Origin of the sequence: Sphingobacterium sp. JUb56, assembly GCF_014191365.1 — a bacterium.
Classification (GTDB): Bacteria; Bacteroidota; Bacteroidia; order Sphingobacteriales; family Sphingobacteriaceae; genus Sphingobacterium; species Sphingobacterium anhuiense.
Map to the genome: position 1 here is coordinate 4,293,975 of NZ_JACHWL010000001.1, position 19,160 is coordinate 4,313,134.

Here is a 19,160-nt window from a genome sequence, read left to right on the forward strand (position 1 = left end):
AAACCGTAAAAAAACCAAACTATGATAGACCATAACGTCTCTAAACTTTAAGAAATTGAACCCTAACTAATTATAAACCAAAATTATACAGGCATATCCCTCCAAGATATGCCTTTATTCTTTTTTATATTTATCTTTGTACCTATAATAGGGTGAATTTTCACGAAACAAAAACTAAAACGATGGGAACAGAAAGCAAAAGACAACAACGTTTTGCAGGTGTATTACAGCAAGACTTAGCTGAATTACTGCAACGCGAAGGTAATAGTTGGGCTCCTGGGGCATTTATTACGGTTACGCGTGTACGTGTAACACCGGACTTAGCTATAGCAAGAGTTTATTTAAGTTTTTTAAATACCAAAACAGCTCCTGAGGATTTAAAAGCAATCCGCACTAAAACAACAGAAATTCGCTACAAATTAGGCTCTAAAATTAAAAATCAAGTTCGGATTGTTCCACAACTGGATTTCTTCTTGGATGACACCAATGAATATGTAGAGCATATGGATAAAATATTTGAAGAAATTAGTAAAGAAACGAGACAACCAGATTAAACAATCTGGTTTTTTTGTCTATTTTTAAAAATGGTTTTCAACTTAGATCCTGATAGTATTAGCTTTCCACATCCTGAACTTGCCGATGAGGATGGTTTACTGGCAGTTGGTGGTGATTTGAGCACGGATAGACTGATCTTAGCCTACGAGAATGGTATATTTCCTTGGTTTAGCGAAGATTCTCCTATACTTTGGTATGCTCCACATGAACGGTTTGTCATCTTTCCAGAGCATTTAAAAATCAGCAAAAGTATGCTTCAAATCTTAAAAACTGATAAATTTTCGATTACTGTCGACAAGGCTTTCACCGAAGTCATCCACAGCTGTGCTAAGATTGAACGTAAAGATCAAGACGGAACCTGGATTACTTCTGATATGATCGATGCTTATCAGGAACTACATCGGATCAATTATGCGCATTCCATAGAAGTGTGGGAGAATGAAAAATTAGTAGGTGGTTTATATGGTGTTTATATCAATCAGGTGTTTTGTGGTGAAAGTATGTTTTCCACCGTATCTAATGCTTCAAAAGCTGCTCTCATATATTTAACTACTCATTTCAACTTGAAATTTGTAGATTGTCAATTCCATACGCCACATTTGGCTTCTATGGGCGGTACAAGTATTTCGCAACAAGAATATCTGTCTATATTAAAAGAACAAAATGCAAACACCTTATAAATCTTACTTTGATATCCCTGAGGACGTTTCTTATTTAACTACACCAGGTTCCGGCTTAATTCCCATCTCATCTAAGGAATGGCGTCTGAAAAGAGATGCTGATTTTTTTTCAACAGCAACAGATCTGCGTGAAAAACAGGGTGAATTTAATCTCGCGGTAAAAAAGAGTATCGGAAAGTTCTTCACAACTGCTATTCACAATGTTTATAACACCGCTAATTTTTCAACAGGATTCAATGCTTTGTTGGACCGCTTGCCAAAGGATTCAAAAATTTTATTGTTTGAAGGAGACTATCCTTCTGTTAATTTTCCTGTTATTTCTAGGGGTTTTGAACATGTGACAACCCCTGTTGATGAAAAGTTGGAAGAGCATATCATGCATGCTATTAAAAAACACGAACCGACTGTTTTTATATTTAGTATCGTGCAATACATTTCTGGTATCAAAATCAATCTTGAATTTATTAAACAATTGAAAGAGAAATTTCCGGAATTGCTTATAATTGGTGATGGTACTCAGTTTTTGGGAACTGAAGTTTTTGACTTCTCCCAGTCGGGATTTGATGTTGTTGGTGCCAGCGGTTATAAATGGCTTTTAGGTGGTTATGGCAACGGTTTCCTTCTTGTTAGTGATTATGGAAAACAGATCTTGTTTCCAAACTTGGACACACAAAACGTCGAAATTGACAAAATGTGGGCAGGAAAAGGTATCGATCAGCTTTATTTTGAGCCCGGACATCTAGATACTTTATCTCACGGAACATTACAAAAGGGTCTGGAGTTTTTGTCCGAACTCGGATTGGAACACACCGCTGCTTATACGCAACAATTAGTAAAGCTTGCCAAACAGGAATTGGGTAAACGGAAAATATTAACCGAAGTGGCTATTAACAGAGCTGAAACAAGTACAATCTTTAATTTGCAGATTGATCAAGGGCACTTTAATATATTAATGGAAAACAATATCAAATGCTTTCCACGTGGTAATGGTATAAGAATCGGATTTCATCTTTATAATGATGAAACAGATTTAGAAAAATTATTAAGAATTATTGATACTAAAATTTTAAAATAACATGGGTTTCAAAATAGGCGATTTAGTACGGTTTGTAGATGAACCAATCGAGGGACATATCACCTCCTTTCAATCCAATGACCTCATCGGTGTAACAGATGATACTGGATTTGAAATACCTGTACAGGCAAGTAAATTGACTTTAGTGCATGGAAATATGCGCCGTGATGATGACGAGCTTAATGAGGAAGCTGAAGAAATACCTTCAAAATTTATTGAGAAGGGTATCTTACTGGCAATTTCTGGTGATCATAAAGATGGATTAGCGAAATTGCATCTCGTGAATCAAACTTCTTATGAATTATTGGTTAGCATTGCGGATACCAATGTCAATAAGGCTAAAGGCATATTTGCTGAAAAAATCAGTAAACATGATTCTGTTCAATTCTACTCTGGAAATTTTGCTACTGTGGGTAAATGGCCAACATTCCGTTTTCAGATTATCAGACATGCCAACAGTTTACAAGCGATCCAAAATCCAATTGTAAAAGAACAGCGTGTACGTCCTGTCGATTTAACGAATCCAAAGGAGATCAACGATATCCTTGGCGAAAAAGTATGGATATATGAACTGGATAAAGAAGAAGAGGATTTAGGCTTAGATAAACTGAAGTCTCATTTTATTTCACATCGTCCGAATAAAAAATAAGCTTGGAAAATTTCCAAGCTTATTTTTTATTCTTCAATCTGTTTAACTTTTTTCACACTCAGTAATAAAAGTGTAATACCGACTAAATAGACAATCCACCCCCAACGCATATGTATTGATTTGGATAATAGCCGATCTGCAAATCCCCATCCGAAATAATTATTGATCTTAAAAAATACGGCAGAAATACTGATCAGGTACCAAACTGCTGCTACCCGGGTCATCAAGCGATATCCTGTTAATTGCCTTACAAAGAAAAGTAGGGCTGTTATTCCTATAATCATATAGGTAATAAAAAACAATGCAGCATCTGTTTGATAGAGGTTCCAATTTCCCTTAATCGGCACCTTTAACATCGGCAACATCCCTGCTAAGAGGCAGAGAATCAAACCTGATAAGGCTAAGCTTTTTCTGATGATAATCATAATATCCAAATTAATATGGCGCAAAAATAATCATCTGCCTGATGAGTTTTGATATTTATTTTTATTAAAAAATAAATCCTTATAAACCCGTTTACTTCATATACTTGGTGTAATTTTATACATCCTATACATTTCCTATTACCGAAGATAATTCTTACTGCTATAAAGAGATTATTTCATCTCTATTTAAAGACAAATTTGGTTAATCCATATGATCAACTATGCTAAATCATTGGAATCTTTAAACAGGTTGTAGGAAGTAGTCTAATCATGGTTATAGCGTGTAATATATGTGACCGTGCTCATATATTTGTATATTGAATATGATATTGGTCACATAAGTTACACCACTCACACTCAAGTATTTAAAAATCACCAATTTAACATTAATTTAACACTATTTGTAATCATTCTAAATTCATCTGTTTGACAGATTTTTGACATATAGCAAAAGCTTTTAAACTACATTTGCAGAGTTAAAATTAATCGAGGGTATTGCTTTGAAGAATCTTAAGGTATTAGCATTCACACATAAACACGTAGAACTTAAAGATTTAGGTAATCTAGTTATTTGTAATGAGGAGTTAGAAAGTAGACTAATGAATCTAAAACATAACATGGATATTCCTGAAGTATTCTATATTGGAACTTGTAACCGTGTTGAATTTGTGTTTTATGGTGCTCATGACTTAACAAATGAATTCATTGCACAATTTATGGAGAAACTCAATTTCTGTGTCCCTCAGGAAAGATTGCAATGTTATTTAGGTCAGGTGAACAAATATGAGGGTATGGATGCGTTAAATCATCTTCTTCGTATGTCATGTTCTCTTGAAAGTTTAGTTGTTGGTGAGAAGGAGATCTTAGCACAGGTCCGTCGGGCATACGAAAGATGTCGAGAGGCTGGATTTACCGGTGACTTCCTACGCATGCTAATGGACCGTCTGGTAAAAACGGCAAAAGAGGTCTACACCCACACTAAAATATCCAGAAACCCAATTTCTGTTGTTTCTTTAGCATACCGCAAATTAAAAGAAATTAAATCTGTTGATAACCCAAGAATTCTGATTATCGGATCTGGGGAAACCAATCAAAATTTAGCAAAGTATTTTCAGAAAAAACAATCCAGCAATTTTGTAATTTTTAACCGTACAGTTGAAAATGCGCAGAAATTAGCTACTGAACTTAATGCTGAAGCCTATCCTTTATCGGAATTGATCAACTATAAAGGTGGATTTGATATTCTCATTACCTGTACAGGTGCTACAACGGCCATCATTGATAATACACTATATCAATCTTTATTAAATGGAGAAATGGATAAGAAAATCATTATTGATCTTGCCATTCCAAATGATATTGATGCTGAAGTTTTAGCCAACAATGCGGTCCACTATATTGAGGTAAGTTCTCTACAAGCGATTGCCAACAAAAATATTGAAGAACGTTATAGTGAACTGTCTAATGCTGAAAAGATTATTTCAGACAATATTCAGGAATTTTTACCTATCATTAAACAGCGACGTGTTGAAGTTGCTATGCGTCAGGTTCCACAAAAAATTAAAGAAATCAAATCTTTTGCATTAAATGAAGTTTTTGCGTCGGAGGTTCAGGCCTTAGATCCGGAAGCGCGTGATGTATTGGAAAAGATTATTAATTACATGGAAAAAAAATACATCAAAGTTCCTATGGTAATGGCTAAAGAGATTTTAGTCAAAGTAAACGAAAATGGTGTTAATTAATTAAGAGCGTCCTAAAACTCTTTTTCACACTGCATTTGGATTTATTCTGACAGTAACGTGTCAACAAATCAATACTATTTATTTATTTTTGCCTATCTTAATTATTAAAATAAGGTAAAGTATATAGATTGTGAATAGAAAACTTATCATTGGTACTCGTGGAAGTGCACTTGCGTTATGGCAAGCAAACTTCATCAAAGATCGGCTGGCTGAAATTGGCATTGAATCTGAATTAAAAATCATCAAAACTCAAGGTGATATCATTCAACATCTCCGTTTAGATAAACTCGAAGGAAAAGGTTTTTTTACCAAAGAATTGGAAGAAGAATTACTTTTGGGAACCATTGATCTAGCTGTTCACTCTCATAAAGATTTACCTACTGTGAATCCTCCTGGATTAATCATTGCCGCTGTATCTGAACGTGAAAACCCTGCAGAACTATTAATTATTCATAAAGATTGTGTAGATATTAAGAAACGTCTTTCTTTAAAACACAATGCCACTGTGGGTACATCATCTAACAGACGTAAAGCACAACTTTCTTCTATAAGACCTGATCTTGAATTTACAGATTTACGGGGTAATTTACAGACCCGTATGCAGAAACTTCGTGATGAGCAGTATGATGCCATCATGTTAGCAAAGGCTGGTATTTCGAGAATCGATATGGACATCTCGGATTTCCATATTGAGGAAATTCCTCCTGTTGAACTAGTTCCTGCTCCTGCTCAAGGTGTACTGGCTATTCAGATCCGCGAAATTGACACAGAATTATTTCAAGCTCTTCAGCCAATTAATAATGAGGAGGTACAGAAGACCATCGCCGTTGAACGTAAAGTATTGAATCTATTTGACGCTGGCTGTCATGCTCCTCTTGGTGCTTATTGCCGTAAAGTGGGTCATACGTACGAAGCATGGACTTCTATCGCAGATACCAGTGATGATTTTCCTGATCGTTTTTATGTGAAAGGAACTGACCCGGCACTATTACCTGAAATAATTTTCTCTAAGTATGCGAAAGATCGGGTATTACCAAAATCTGTCTTTATAAGCCGGGATCTGGATGAACATTCTTATTTATCCCGCTTCTTTGCGAAGCATAATATTCAAGCTGATGCACGCTCTTTAATCAAAATATTTCCAATAATAAATAAATTGGATCCGTTTATTTTAAAGCATGTGGACTGGATTTTCTTTGGCAGTAAAAATGGAATTGAACATTTCTTTAGCTTGGAGCCACGACTAAGTAAAAAGACTAAAATTGCAGTAGTTGGACGTGGATCTGAGGAGACTTTGCGCAAATTTGACCGTGTTGCTGATTTCTCAGGCGAGCAGTCCGGAATTAACATGGAAGAAATCGGGGCTAACTTTGCTGCACTGGCAAATGGTGGTACGGTTTTAATTCCTCGAGCAAAAGGTTCTTTGGAAACAATTCAGAAAGCGCTTAGTCCAGAAACCAAGGTGATCAATATGCCTGTATATGAAACTGTACTTGAGGATAATGTCAATGCAACAAGTGCTGAGGTCTTAATATTTACAAGCCCGAGCAATGCTGAGGCCTATTTTGTGAATAACTTAATTGAACCTGAGCAACAGGTGATCTGTATTGGACGCTCTACGGCTGCTATTTTTGACGAAATGGGTCTTTCCTATACGCTGCCTTATTCACCAGATGAAATTGGCTTAGCTGAGGCCATTTTTGGATTAGACTATAAATCATAATACGATTGGAATAATTTAACATTCTTCCAATCTTTTTTAATACATATAACATGTTACAACGTCCGAGAAGAAATCGTAAATCTGCTGTGATTCGCGATATGATTCAAGAAAACCGCTTAAGTACCGCTAATTTGATCTTTCCACTCTTTATTGTAGAAGGTCAAAATCAAAAAACTGAAATTTCATCTATGCCAGGTATCTTTCGTTATTCGATTGACAACTTATTGCGTGAAATTGAAAGCTGTTTAAAACTTGGATTAAATTCATTTGATTTATTTCCTGCTGTCGAAGAATCTTTGAAAGATAAATTCGCAACTGAAAGCTACAGAGAAGGTACGCTATATCTTCAAGCAATCGAAGAGGTCAAGAAAAATTTCCCTGAAGCTTGTGTCATTACCGATGTTGCTATGGATCCTTATAGTTCAGATGGACATGATGGTATTGTAGAGAATGGAGAAATCCTAAATGATGAGACTTTAGTTGTTCTGGGTAAAATGGCTTTAGCACATGCGCAAGCGGGTGCAGATATTATCGCTCCTTCGGATATGATGGATGGCCGTATTGGCTTTATCCGTAATATTCTAGACGAAAATGGTTTCACCGATGTGTCATTGATGTCTTACACAGCAAAATATGCTTCTTCATTCTATGGTCCTTTCCGTGATGCTTTAGGTTCTGCTCCTAAAAAAGGTGACAAAAAGAGTTATCAAATGAGTTATGCTAACAGCAGAGAAGCATTAATCGAAGCGCAATTAGATCTGGAAGAAGGTGCTGATTTTTTAATGGTAAAACCGGGTCTACCTTATTTGGACATCATTAAATCATTACATGATAATTTTGATTTGCCTATTGCTGCGTACAATGTCTCCGGCGAATATGCTATGATCAAAGCTGCTATTGGTAATGGTTGGTTACAAGAATCCGCTATATTGGAAACTCTAATGAGTTTCCGTCGTGCAGGTGCTACTGCAATCTTAACGTACCATGCTAAAGAAGCTATAGAAAAAGGTTGGATTAAATAAACAACTTATTAAATAACAGATGAAGCCCAAGGATAATCCTTGGGCTTCATCTGTTATAGCTAAGTGCTCATCATGATAACATCCAGATGGTGTTTTTGTATTATGCTATTCCTTACACTGAAATGAGAGATTTTAGTAAATAATTGGATACTTTTGTCCTGTAAATTATAATCAATATGACACAACAAAATAGCGCTCACACGAAAACTGCTGATATTTCTAGGGAGAAGTCGGCACAACTTTTTGAAAAAGCGAAACAATATTTTCCTGGTGGCGTAAATTCACCAGTACGTGCCTTTAAATCTGTTTATGGCACCCCTTTATTTATTGAAAGAGGAGATAAAGCTCATATCTGGGATGCGGATGAAAATGAGTTTATCGATTTTTGTTGTTCTTGGGGTCCACTTATTTTAGGTCATAACAACGATCAGATTCGTGAGGCAGTAACGGCACAATTAAGCAAAGGTTTAAGTTTTGGAGCACCTACTGCTCTCGAAAATGAGCTGGCTGAATTGATTATTTCTAACAATCGATTTATTGAAAAAATCCGTTTTGTAAGCTCAGGTACTGAAGCTGTCATGTCGGCTATCCGCTTGGCTAGAGGGTACACGAAACGTGATAAGATTGTTAAGTTTGAGGGTTGCTATCATGGACATTCGGATTCTCTTTTGGTAAAGGCAGGATCTGGATTGGTTACTTTTGGTGAAACTTCTTCTGCTGGCGTTCCTAAAGCATTTGCTGATGAAACCATTGTCATTGCATTAAATGATAAAGAGGCGTTGGCCGCAGTTTTTGATCAATTTAAAGATCAGATTGCTGCTGTTATTATTGAAGGGGTTCCTGCCAATAATGGTCTTTTACTCCAGACCAAAGAATACATTCATTATTTAAGAGAGATAACAACACAAAATGGAGCCTTACTTATCTTTGATGAGGTGATCACTGGTTTCCGATTAGGTTTTGAAGGTGCTGCCGCTTATTATGATGTACAACCTGATATCATTACCTATGGAAAAATTATCGGAGGTGGTATGCCGGTTGGAGCTTACGGGGCATCTAAAGAATTGATGAGCTGTATTTCTCCTGATGGTTCTGTTTACCAAGCGGGAACATTATCAGGTAATCCAGTTGCAATGGCTGCCGGAATCGCCACATGTAAAGTCTTAACACAGCCAGATTTCTATAAAAACCTGAATGCAAAAACGGAGTCATTCGTTTCTGAAATACGAAACTATATTGAAGAAAAGAATTATGAAGTAAAAATCTTTACGATTGCTTCGATCTTCTGGTTTGCTTTTACAGATCAAGAGGCGATTTTGAAAGCGAGCGAAATTGATCCAAATTCGATGGAATTATATAAATTAATGCATCGTGAATTGCTGAATCGTGGTATTTACTTTGGCCCTTCTGGTTATGAGGTCGGCTTTATCTCGCATGCGCATACAGATGAAGATTTAATTACGGCTAAAAGACATATTTTCGCGGCATTGGATTTAGTTTTCGGTTAATCGTGAACTTTTTCATAAGTAATCTGTTTATATTTATTGAATGATCAATCAATAATAATTATGAAAAAAAATATCTTAAAGTCTGTTGCTGCTGTTTTGGCTATCACAGGAACATTAGCTTCTTGTCAAAATACCGCAACTAAAACAACAACGGGACAGGATTCTACTCTTTCTACTGATACAGTTGCTGGTACTGAAATAACCGTAACACCAGTCTCGGACTCGAAAGCATTTCCTGGTGCTGACTTGAAAATTGCCTCTATTACATCTGAAAAGGTTGGAACGGATTCGGCAAAAGTAACTGTAAAGTATGCTGTTAGTAATTTTAAACTTACTGAACAAACTGCTCATGAGCATCATATGGCAAATTCTCATGATGGTCAACACATTCACTTTATATTAGACAATAAACCTTATGCAGCTCTATATAAACCAGAAAACACGGTTACTTTAGCGCTGAATTCGGAGCATTATCTGATGTCATTCTTATCTCGCTCCTACCATGAATCAATTAAGACAACTGAGGCTTCTAAATTAGTTAAATTTAAGATTGACAAGGATGGAAAAGTAGTTCAAGATGCAGCAGTTACAGCTCCATCATTATTCTATAGCCGTCCAAAAGGTGAATATAAGGGTGAAGATACGAAAGTATTATTGTTAGACTTTTTCTTGGTCAACACGACTTTAGCCACTGACGGCAATAAAGTATTAGCGGATGTGAATGGTAAACAGTTCACATTGGATAAATGGGGGCCATATGAAATCAAGGGCTTACCTTTAGGGGATGTGAAAGTAAAATTGACACTAGTGGATAAAGATGGTAATGCTGTTACTGGTGACAATGTTTCTGTAGAAAGAGATATCAAATTATTAGCACAATAGTTTTAAGGATTATCGAAGATTTCGGATTACTCTGAGTTTCTAAAAATACTTCTACAGTTATTCGATAATTTATAAAAGCTCAAGTAGATATAATATTCTACCTGAGCTTTTTTTGGTTAAATTAAAGTATTCATCCCCCCTTTATTTATTTAATAGTATAATTCTGCTGCAATTCAACTATTAATGCAATAAAATTTATTTAGCCCGTTCTTGATTAATTTATTAAATTTAGATAACCAATCTAAACTTAAATATTAACAATAATATGCGGCATCTTTTTCTATTTATTTTATTTTTTGCAGTAATAAACTCAAACTTTGCACAACAAATCCCCGCTATCTACATTCATACAGATCGTGATTTTTATTTTCCCGGAGATACCGTGTGGTTTAAAGGATATGTCACAAACAATGGATTACTCTCCGATAATACACTCAACCTTTACCTTAAATTCGCGGAGGAGAGTGGTCGGGTTTATCAACAATCGGTAGCACTTGTCTCTAGTGGCATTACAGCGAGTCACTTTGTAGTTCCTTTATCTTATCAAGGGCAGGAACTGTATTTAAATGCCTATACTCAGCTGATGAATTGTCCAACTCAAGGATGCTATTTCAAAAAAATAGGCATTCTACAAAATGAAGAGATGTCCGACTCTACACCGACTTCCACTACCCCTTCCGTAGATAAAAAATATAATATAAATGTGTACCCAGAAAGTGGAATTCTATTATCTGACATGGAAAACCAGCTCATCATACAATGTTATGATGAATTGGGCTATCCTGCTATGGCAAAAGGAAAGTTAGTTGAATGGGAAGGTCAAACTTTAATACCATTTGAAACAGACAGTGCTGGATATGCACAGATTCTTTTCATTCCTGTTAAAGGCAAAAAGTATAGCATTGATTGGGTAAGTGATGATGATCACAAACATAAAAATAGTATTCCAGAAATTCGCGAGGGCACTAAAGCAAGTATACGAGCTAATGTGGATACTACAATAATACAACTGATGAGCAACATGATAGAACAACAGGTTACTGTCATTGCCAAATTAGGGAAGCGTGAGCTGTTTCAACAAGAGTTTCACCTTAAAAAAGAAAAGAAAATTACGATTCCTTTACAAAATAAAGATTTGGAATATGGCATCCTGCAAGTGGTTGTAAAGGACCAGGGAGGACAGATATTATCCACTCGTAGTCATCTACTGGGTCAAAAAATTATGGTCTTGGAACCAATTGTAACTTTAGAACGTGGTTCTGGTGAAAAGTCGGGCAATAGATTAAAAATTCAGCTTCCCAATTATGAACAGTCTGCTAATCTGTCAGTATCTGTTGTCGCCATTGATGTACCAATTGACAGTGCTACAAACATATTCACCGATCTTTACCTACAACCTATGACTGAAAGAAATATGATCATGCCCCTTACTCTTTGGGAAAAAAGTATAAACAAAGATTTATTTATCCAGTCGCAAAAATGGACTGATATGATTTGTCCTTCGGACGGAAAGATTGTTAAAGACAGTTTATTTATCCTTAAGGGACAGATCATTATGAACAAAAATCGCTGGCCGGGTTTTTATAAAGATTACAAAGAAATTGTAAGAAAAGATACCAAAATGAGCGGTGCTTCATTTGGATATCAGGATTTTATGGCATCAAAAATGAATTATCTTAAAGTAGATTTTGATTCTGAAGGTCGTTTTAATATCCCAAATCTTATTGTACTGGATTCAATGGATACAAAATTTGTTCAAATTAATAGAAAGCTGAAATTTGAACCTTTCCATATAAAATACGTGTTTTTTAATCCTGTTATTTTTGACCGTCCTTTCCAAATTCCAACAGGTTATCAGTCTTTTATCTCCTCTAATCTATGGAAGAACAAAGAGAATATTATCAAGCCAAATTATACAATAAATCCATCTGGCAAAAGAGTATTGCAAACCGTTACCATCACCAGAAGTCGTAAGCAGCGTGAAATTGATCGTTTAGAACGTAGATTCTATACTGTGGGCATACCTAGTAACATGAAACCTGATCAAATTCTTGTTCCACTATTGGACAGCACAGTGTTAAAGAGATCACAAATTTTGGAAGATTATTTATTTAACAATATACGTTCTAGAAAATTTGAGGTTTATTTAAATGGTCGATATATACCGCAATTAAGTACTGATTCAATTTCTAACATTAAGGCAGATAAATATTATGATGAAAATATTTCTTTCTTAAAAGAAGATATTTCCAACTTTCCTTATATCAAGTTTTATAGTACATTCTCTTTAGCAAAAGGTAGGCCTACGGTATTGATCTATCAATATTCACCAAATGAAGTAGATAAAGAAATTGGCAAAGCGGTTGATGAACAAACCGTAATGGGCTACATGCCGATCAAACAATATAAAGCTGTTGTCTATGAAAATGTTGCTAAGAAATTCTCTTCTGGATACGATGAGCGCCTGACCTTGTACTGGAATCCATTTGTTACGATCTCTCAGGAACAACAAACTGCACAAGCTACTTTCTTCAACAATAGTAAAGCAAATGGTTTCTGCTTAACGATACAAGGACTGAGTGACAATGGACAACTGATCTATTACAGGAAAATATTTAAATAGCTCACTTTAAACCTATGATTTATTATTCTAAATGAATGTGTGAAATAATAATAAAACAAAGGGGACGCATGTAAAAAATATGCGTCCCCATCTGCTTTGGATTTTAGAATTTAGAATTATCTTTTATAAACTCAAAATTCAACCAAATACCTACTAATTACAGCCGTATACATAGCTCGAAAATCCCGTTCCATCAGTATATGCACAAATTTCCATAGGCGTTTCATACCAAGGTGCTTGTTGACATGTTCCTGTCCAAGTTGTACCTGTAGGTAGGTTGTCGTGAATTCCAGAATATACTATACAGGATTTCCCTATATTGCCGTTGTCTTCAGGTAATGTTGTAGTAGGATCGTCTGGTGGACCTGGGGCCGTTGTTCCTCCAGAATAACCACCTAATACATTTTTTAATTGCTCCCTAGACAGCTGCTCTACATCTTGTAGATTCAATTTTTTTAACGAAATCTTTTTCATCATTTTTTTGGTTTATAATTTATTAAAATGAGACTCACTTATTTCCGAGCTTCAATAGGAGAATGCATATTTAAACATTTTAAACAAGTACCACTATATCAAAATAGCGGTTAATAAATACAACCATGTTGGTAAACATTATTTGCTTCATCTAAGCATATTTCACCAAACCCTTTATTTGTACATATACCGTAATAAGTTTGACCAGACTGTCCCCCATGGATTCCTCCCCAAATCTTACAACCAGCAGGTGGGTTACCTGTATCATCATTTGGCATGGTCGTAGTAGGATCGTCTGGTGGACCTGGTGCTGTTGTTCCTCCGGAATAACCACCCAATACATTTTTTAACTGCTCTCTTGAAAGTTGCTCTACATCTTGTAGGTTCAATTTTTTTAATGAAATCTTTTTCATCATTTTTTGGTTTATAAATAATTAATTTTGATCCTCACATTATCCCGAGAATCCTAGGATTAAAATTCTTTTCTAATTAACGATCCCTTGCTCCGAACCTCATTTTCTCCCTGTTTTTGAAGCTTTCCATTGGTATTAAAGTCGTTATTCGGATGCCCTCTATACTCATACATAATCGTATCTATAAAATGTAACCTATGGTATCCTGTTATTTCTAGAAGATTAAAAAACAAAGCCATATCATAAGGCATCTCCAAAAAACTACCGTCCGAACGTTTTATCTGATTTAGATGAGGATCTTGCTTTAGAAACTCTCTAAAGACTTTGTATTTAAATGTTCGTAGTGGAAAATAATGCCAATATGCATTTCTGATATTTTCAAAGTCTATTGCTTCATAAACACCACCGTGTTTACGAATTTTATTATAATGTGCCAGACTTCCATAAGTCATCAAACAATCAAATGATTTATAACAGGAGTTAACAATTGAGAATACAGCGTCATGGGGAAACTTATCATCTCCATCTACAATACAAATAATATCCTCATCATCAAATTCCTTCTCGCATAGTGTTTCAATTATATTTAATAAAGCATATTTACGTACATCATTTTCCTTTACACTTACATGAGTATGAATAGGAATTAACATCCCCCCCAAATCATCCGAGTTATCGTTAATAAAATGAATATGAAAATTAGTATACTTTTGCTCAATAATAGAGTTATAACATTCCAATATGTATTTTTCAACATTCCTAAATGGGGAAATAACATGGATTTTACTTTCTGGTAAAATCCAATTACTTTTTACATCTATTAAAAAATTGTGCGGAGCTATAATTTTGAAGAAATCCAGTTCTCCAACATTATCAATATTATGGAAAGACAGGATTTCGGTAATATAATTAAAAATAGGTCGTAGAAGGATAAAAGATCTGACCCCATGAATTGAGGAGATAACAGATAGTCTTTCATTAATAGGCATTTTCTCGTCGTAATCTACATCTACATACAGAAAATATATTTTCTTCTCAGCAACCTCTATGATTATTTCTTCTAATGTACTTTCATCTATATCTAACTGAAATTCTTCAAAACTAAAATACAATATATCTTCATCAGCTCTTTTTGCTAATTCAATCGCGTTTAATAATTTATGAAAGGGCGTAGTTGCTATTTCATGGGATAAATCTTCAGAAAAACAATCAGATTTATTATTTAAGTCATCACTTAATGGAAATATTGCTGTCATAAATATAAAAGATTTTGATGGTCAGTCATGTTTACGCTTGAATGGGTGAATTTAAAATTGATTCAGCATGTATTTTTGCAACATTTGTTGCAACAAAAAATAACAATTGATCTTTTTCAATTATTCCGGTAAAACCTAAGGTGGAAATATCTATTTTCTCATTAAATCCGATATCATTAAGACCAATCAAAAAACGAACTTCTTCACTTAATGCTCCTTTGGAATGTAAAACATGTTCTAGTCTCATCTCCCAAAATGGATTTTTATACTGATTTGCACTCAGGAGCGTATAACACAGTGCTTGAGTTTCTAGCTCTGTTAAATGCGATTTTTTTTCGAAACAAGAAATCAAAAACTCCATCTGATCATAATAAATGACTTCAATTTCTCTTTCATTTAAGCAGGTTTTAATCAAATAACTCATTTTACAGGAAACCTTTGACAGCTGAAAAATTGAAATTTGATCTTCTGAAATTGTTTTAGTCAATTTTTCAATTAACAACCTTAAACATTCATACAAAGAAAATCTTCGATAAAAATTATTATAATTGATCTTACTCTGCAATCTCTGTTGAAAGTATACGATCAGTTCAAATAGGTGATCGATTTGGGATTCGCGATCTGCAATTGCTTTCATTGCGAGCTTATACATATTGTCATCAAAATCGTACAACACTTCCTCGACGTCTAGTTCAAAATATTCAAGTTGCACTAGAAATGTGATAAGCCATCCAAGACCTAGAAGCCCACAATCAAAAGAATAATCATCCTGTTCAATGGCAACTAACATTAAAGCGTCCAAATCAATCTCAACTTCATCCTTATTTTGCAGATAAAGGGCATTATAAAGTATTCCAAATACATTTTTTTTCTTCACATCTAGCATAAAAAATTGATCTAAATCAGTTCATAAATTTCGTGATGAAACTCTTTTTCAATACCAGCATAAGAGGGAGAATGATTGTAAAATGTTCTTAACTTCGAAACAGGAATAACGTTAACCGAATGCTGAGTATCTGTCTGATTAAATTTTCCTTTATTTCTATCAAATAATTCTATTTCCATCATTTTCATAAAAGTCTCTCTGAATAAGGCGTCAACTTGATAATGAAATTTCGTAAAATATTTGAATCCCATCTCTGACCGTTTGTGATTTAAAAGCTCTAGTAAAAATTCGATTTTCATTATCTGTTTAACAGAATAGGTGATAAAATGGGCATACTGATCTAGCATAAGTGAGTCGCTCAATAAGGAAAATCTGTTGTAAATAAACTTCGTTTTGTTACTAATTTCCAAATCATTAACAATAAGGATTACCGCAACATCAAGATATTTTTGAATATATTTCTTATTGATATGAAAAGCATATAATACATCCTCATTAAGAATACCTGCCTCAAGTATTATTAATGTATCTTCAAAACAGGTTGCTCGACCCTTTTCCAACTCCGCTCTTCTATCCCTGATGCAATTGACAATTTCATAACTACAATTATCTTGTGGAATTACATCAAGCTCGTCATCGTACCAAGGGCTGTAGTTCAAATATTTTACTTTGTTGAAATACTTATCCTTACCTTTCATATCACCAGAATAATGCTGAATAGCAACCTTTGACCACTCCTCTATCGGGCTATAAGGCCAAGAAAAATTCATTTCAGTGTGAATTTCAACTTTTAAATCTAAAAGCCAAAGATTCCATAAAACTGCCCACATATCAGCACACCATGCCTGAATTCCGTTAGTTCGACTTCTATATATCCTGTTCTTTGGATATTCTTGTTCCCATAATTTAACATTAAAGCCTTTCATCAAAACAAATAGGGATTCAGAATCCCGCTCAATTTTATCCCAAAAACTAGCAGTGATTCCTTTTAGTACATACTGTGCTCCGCCCGAATGATGATTTTCTGCTTCCAATTTTTTCTTGTCCAACCCAACCACAGCCAACATATCATCCAATAATTTTTCAGAGCTACATTTTCTGATATAATTTATATCCAGATAATTTCTAGTATCAGATACATAGCATATATCATTTATTTCTACATCTACAATTTGTGGAACACGGGAAAATAGGATATCAGAGTCATGATAAAAGAAAATTTCTTGTTCTAATTCTGGGTTATTGAGAAAATGTTTCTTAAGAATATGAGGGCGAATGGAAGAAGTGTATTTAGAATTTTCTCTCAAATCTTCGTAAAAGAAGAAACAGGCAAGATGTTGATTTTCGTGCACAAATTGATCCATTTCTTGATCATCATTAATTGTTTTTGAATACGCAAAAAGAACATGAATGTTTTCCTTTTTTATACCCAATGATTTAAAATTCCTGAGCTGGATTTCTAATTGCCAAATAAAATAGGTCGTAAAGGGTTGTGCTGAGAGATAAATCATAAATTTTTACTTATAAAAAAATTGAAGATCATTTATCAAAAATTACATTATAAAATATTTAAGAAATTAAAATTAAAACCGTAAAAGCATAAAATTAAAGCGAAAGGAACAGCTAATGTCAATCTAGAATACTAAACAGTATCTGATACGATATATTAAGTATGAAAAAATAAAAATATCTTATTGGAAAACAATCACCTCATGAAGGTAGCAATCGATTCTAATAAGAGATTTATTCTTAAGGTTTACTGCTTCGGAATATCCGAAATGGTTATAAGAAAAGCAGGGGAAATAATTGGTTTATTCCCCTACTTTTTATTTAAAAAGTTTACTTATTTTCTATACGCTCTAAATTCGGCCAAATGCGTACTTGTCGCCCCTACTCTATAAGGAGCTGTCATTGTAATTCTTACATATCGTGCGTTTACAGGCGTTATCACAAAATCCTGCCACGTTGCTGTAGCTACTTCAGAATTAAACGTCAGATTTTGTGATACCATTGTCCAAGAGGTGCCATTCAATGAAACTTCAATATTAAAGGTTTTAAAACCTCCAGTGGTATTATTGTGTCTTCTGATCATTCCAATTTTAGAAAGCATTTCTTCTTTACCTAAATTCACAACAAACCAATGTGGATAGTTAAAACTGCCAGATGACCAAGTCGAATGCCAATAGGTATTAATATCACCATCAATTAAAGAAGATGCTTTTCCATTTGCTGCACCTTCATTTGTTTCGATAGAAGAAACCTCTGCTGACCAAGCACTTCTATCAATCGGAGCATAAATATCAAATATTTGTTCAGTAGAAATACCACCTTCACTAGCGACCGTTGCTTTCATTACTCCCCCTCTACCTGCAACATCAAGTTTCAGTGAACCTGCCGCGGCAGTACTACCAATAACATTTGCTGTTTTAATATCACCAGCAATATCAAACGTATAGGTTACATCAATAGGATCACCGGTATTATTTACCCAATTCAATACCACATTATTTGCATCATACGAATAATTCAATGTGGGTAAAATTGCTTTATAAACCAACAGACCTGGTGCGGTTTGGTTCTGTGAAGTTAAATTTCTATTCCAAACTTCATCGTTTAAATTAACGGTAAAATCGATGATCTTTGTTTCATCAGACAAGTTTTGGATACGTACAGTATCCATTATATTCGCATTGAAAGCTTGTTTCATTTGTTTTCCATCGAGCACATACGAAATCGTACCTGGGATCGCTCTTTCTGAAGTTTTAGGAAAAATAAATGTTACTCCTCCAGCAACAGGATTGACTAGCAAACTACTCATCTTAAAATCGGCTTCATATGGCCTCGGACTCAATTCAGTCTTTGTCACTTTAGAAGGTGTACCATCAGCTGTAAAATACTGCAAAGCGAATTCATACGCTTTGACTTCGCTTAATGGTATTATTACAGGCGTGTCAAATTTAGTGACATCTAAAACTTTCTCAGTACCAGCATCGGTATACTTAATTTGTGCCTTCACTACGCGATCGCTTAGCTCAGGCCAATAAATCTCGACATTTTTATTAAATGCAGATACATATGTCAAATTTGATGGCCGCGCTGTCGGTCTTTTTTCTGTTACTTCGGTTCCTTGGCCCACCTGTGGAGGAAAAATCAACTCTTCTTCTTTACAAGCGGAAATAGCCAATAGCAGTCCTCCAAAAAGGAGGACTCTACTCATATTCAAATTAAATTTTCTTTTCATCTTAAT

The 19,160-nt window shown here is 34.7% G+C and carries 17 protein-coding genes; 10 read left to right on the plus strand and 7 right to left on the minus strand.

Features of this window, described 5'->3' with window-relative positions; all coding sequences use genetic code 11:
- Positions 1 to 182: 182 nt before the first annotated feature.
- The 4 genes from rbfA to FHR29_RS18270 are packed head-to-tail and all read left to right on the plus strand — an operon-like array spanning position 183 to position 2,959.
- Positions 183 to 554, plus strand: a complete 372-nt coding sequence (rbfA, locus tag FHR29_RS18255) for a 30S ribosome-binding factor RbfA (RefSeq protein WP_132771498.1) — start codon at positions 183 to 185, stop codon at positions 552 to 554.
- A gap of 30 nt (positions 555 to 584) precedes the next feature.
- Positions 585 to 1,235, plus strand: coding sequence for a leucyl/phenylalanyl-tRNA--protein transferase (gene aat / locus FHR29_RS18260; RefSeq protein WP_168127853.1), 651 nt, complete (start codon positions 585 to 587; stop codon positions 1,233 to 1,235).
- Complete coding sequence (locus FHR29_RS18265) at positions 1,219 to 2,310, plus strand: aminotransferase class V-fold PLP-dependent enzyme (protein ID WP_183916188.1); 1,092 nt, start codon at positions 1,219 to 1,221, stop codon at positions 2,308 to 2,310. Before aat ends, FHR29_RS18265 begins: the two co-directional genes overlap by 17 nt.
- Position 2,311: 1 nt before the next feature.
- Complete coding sequence (locus FHR29_RS18270; RefSeq protein ID WP_183916190.1) at positions 2,312 to 2,959, plus strand: hypothetical protein; 648 nt, start codon at positions 2,312 to 2,314, stop codon at positions 2,957 to 2,959.
- Positions 2,960 to 2,985: 26 nt separating this feature from the next.
- On the opposite strand, the gene FHR29_RS18275 is transcribed toward FHR29_RS18270, so the two are convergent.
- Positions 2,986 to 3,384, minus strand: coding sequence for a hypothetical protein (locus FHR29_RS18275; protein WP_183916192.1), 399 nt, complete (start codon positions 3,382 to 3,384; stop codon positions 2,986 to 2,988).
- A gap of 500 nt (positions 3,385 to 3,884) precedes the next feature.
- Between FHR29_RS18275 and hemA the strand changes: the two genes are divergently transcribed.
- From hemA to FHR29_RS18305, 6 genes are all read left to right on the plus strand, one after another.
- Positions 3,885 to 5,126, plus strand: coding sequence for a glutamyl-tRNA reductase (hemA, locus tag FHR29_RS18280; protein ID WP_183916194.1), 1,242 nt, complete (start codon positions 3,885 to 3,887; stop codon positions 5,124 to 5,126).
- Between the two features lie 130 nt (positions 5,127 to 5,256).
- Entirely contained in the window at positions 5,257 to 6,849 is a 1,593-nt protein-coding gene (gene hemC, locus FHR29_RS18285; RefSeq protein WP_183916197.1) for a hydroxymethylbilane synthase, read from the plus strand.
- Between the two features lie 50 nt (positions 6,850 to 6,899).
- Complete coding sequence (gene hemB, locus FHR29_RS18290; RefSeq protein ID WP_183916199.1) at positions 6,900 to 7,871, plus strand: porphobilinogen synthase; 972 nt, start codon at positions 6,900 to 6,902, stop codon at positions 7,869 to 7,871.
- Positions 7,872 to 8,047: 176 nt separating this feature from the next.
- Positions 8,048 to 9,379, plus strand: a complete 1,332-nt coding sequence (hemL, locus tag FHR29_RS18295) for a glutamate-1-semialdehyde 2,1-aminomutase (RefSeq protein WP_132843616.1) — start codon at positions 8,048 to 8,050, stop codon at positions 9,377 to 9,379.
- Positions 9,380 to 9,439: 60 nt separating this feature from the next.
- The gene (locus FHR29_RS18300) at positions 9,440 to 10,261 is read left to right on the plus strand and encodes a hypothetical protein (protein WP_183916201.1); all 822 of its coding nucleotides are present in this window, start codon (positions 9,440 to 9,442) and stop codon (positions 10,259 to 10,261) included.
- Between the two features lie 265 nt (positions 10,262 to 10,526).
- Positions 10,527 to 12,884 carry a hypothetical protein gene (locus tag FHR29_RS18305; protein WP_183916203.1) on the plus strand — a complete coding sequence of 786 codons (2,358 nt, stop codon included), beginning with the start codon at positions 10,527 to 10,529 and terminating at the stop codon, positions 12,882 to 12,884.
- A gap of 153 nt (positions 12,885 to 13,037) precedes the next feature.
- Here FHR29_RS18305 and FHR29_RS18310 read toward each other — a convergent pair whose 3' ends face one another.
- The 6 genes from FHR29_RS18310 to FHR29_RS18335 form a co-directional block, all read right to left on the minus strand.
- The gene (locus tag FHR29_RS18310; RefSeq protein ID WP_183916205.1) at positions 13,038 to 13,361 is read right to left on the minus strand and encodes a hypothetical protein; all 324 of its coding nucleotides are present in this window, start codon (positions 13,359 to 13,361) and stop codon (positions 13,038 to 13,040) included.
- Positions 13,362 to 13,468: 107 nt separating this feature from the next.
- Positions 13,469 to 13,774 (minus strand): TIGR04149 family rSAM-modified RiPP, encoded by a 306-nt coding sequence (locus FHR29_RS18315; RefSeq protein ID WP_183916207.1) that lies wholly within the window; start codon positions 13,772 to 13,774, stop codon positions 13,469 to 13,471.
- A gap of 56 nt (positions 13,775 to 13,830) precedes the next feature.
- Positions 13,831 to 15,027 carry a glycosyltransferase family A protein gene (locus tag FHR29_RS18320; protein ID WP_183916209.1) on the minus strand — a complete coding sequence of 399 codons (1,197 nt, stop codon included), beginning with the start codon at positions 15,025 to 15,027 and terminating at the stop codon, positions 13,831 to 13,833.
- Between the two features lie 31 nt (positions 15,028 to 15,058).
- Complete coding sequence (locus FHR29_RS18325; RefSeq protein WP_183916211.1) at positions 15,059 to 15,904, minus strand: hypothetical protein; 846 nt, start codon at positions 15,902 to 15,904, stop codon at positions 15,059 to 15,061.
- Positions 15,905 to 15,924: 20 nt separating this feature from the next.
- Positions 15,925 to 17,277, minus strand: a complete 1,353-nt coding sequence (locus FHR29_RS18330) for a hypothetical protein (RefSeq protein ID WP_183916212.1) — start codon at positions 17,275 to 17,277, stop codon at positions 15,925 to 15,927.
- A 479-nt stretch (positions 17,278 to 17,756) separates the two neighbouring features.
- Positions 17,757 to 19,154, minus strand: coding sequence for a discoidin domain-containing protein (locus FHR29_RS18335; RefSeq protein WP_183916214.1), 1,398 nt, complete (start codon positions 19,152 to 19,154; stop codon positions 17,757 to 17,759).
- Positions 19,155 to 19,160: the final 6 nt, after the last annotated feature.

What these genes read in the sequence shown, in the direction of transcription:
- rbfA (WP_132771498.1), top strand. Translation starts at nt 183, where the DNA reads ATGGGAACAGAAAGCAAAAGACAACAACGTTTTGCAGGTGTATTACAG.
- aat (WP_168127853.1), top strand. Translation starts at nt 585, where the DNA reads ATGGTTTTCAACTTAGATCCTGATAGTATTAGCTTTCCACATCCTGAA.
- FHR29_RS18265 (WP_183916188.1), top strand. Translation starts at nt 1,219, where the DNA reads ATGCAAACACCTTATAAATCTTACTTTGATATCCCTGAGGACGTTTCT.
- FHR29_RS18270 (WP_183916190.1), top strand. Translation starts at nt 2,312, where the DNA reads ATGGGTTTCAAAATAGGCGATTTAGTACGGTTTGTAGATGAACCAATC.
- FHR29_RS18275 (WP_183916192.1), bottom strand. Translation starts at nt 3,384, where the DNA reads ATGATTATCATCAGAAAAAGCTTAGCCTTATCAGGTTTGATTCTCTGC.
- hemB (WP_183916199.1), top strand. Translation starts at nt 6,900, where the DNA reads ATGTTACAACGTCCGAGAAGAAATCGTAAATCTGCTGTGATTCGCGAT.
- hemL (WP_132843616.1), top strand. Translation starts at nt 8,048, where the DNA reads ATGACACAACAAAATAGCGCTCACACGAAAACTGCTGATATTTCTAGG.
- FHR29_RS18300 (WP_183916201.1), top strand. Translation starts at nt 9,440, where the DNA reads ATGAAAAAAAATATCTTAAAGTCTGTTGCTGCTGTTTTGGCTATCACA.
- FHR29_RS18305 (WP_183916203.1), top strand. Translation starts at nt 10,527, where the DNA reads ATGCGGCATCTTTTTCTATTTATTTTATTTTTTGCAGTAATAAACTCA.
- FHR29_RS18310 (WP_183916205.1), bottom strand. Translation starts at nt 13,361, where the DNA reads ATGATGAAAAAGATTTCGTTAAAAAAATTGAATCTACAAGATGTAGAG.
- FHR29_RS18315 (WP_183916207.1), bottom strand. Translation starts at nt 13,774, where the DNA reads ATGATGAAAAAGATTTCATTAAAAAAATTGAACCTACAAGATGTAGAG.
- FHR29_RS18320 (WP_183916209.1), bottom strand. Translation starts at nt 15,027, where the DNA reads ATGACAGCAATATTTCCATTAAGTGATGACTTAAATAATAAATCTGAT.
- FHR29_RS18330 (WP_183916212.1), bottom strand. Translation starts at nt 17,277, where the DNA reads ATGGATCAATTTGTGCACGAAAATCAACATCTTGCCTGTTTCTTCTTT.
- FHR29_RS18335 (WP_183916214.1), bottom strand. Translation starts at nt 19,154, where the DNA reads ATGAAAAGAAAATTTAATTTGAATATGAGTAGAGTCCTCCTTTTTGGA.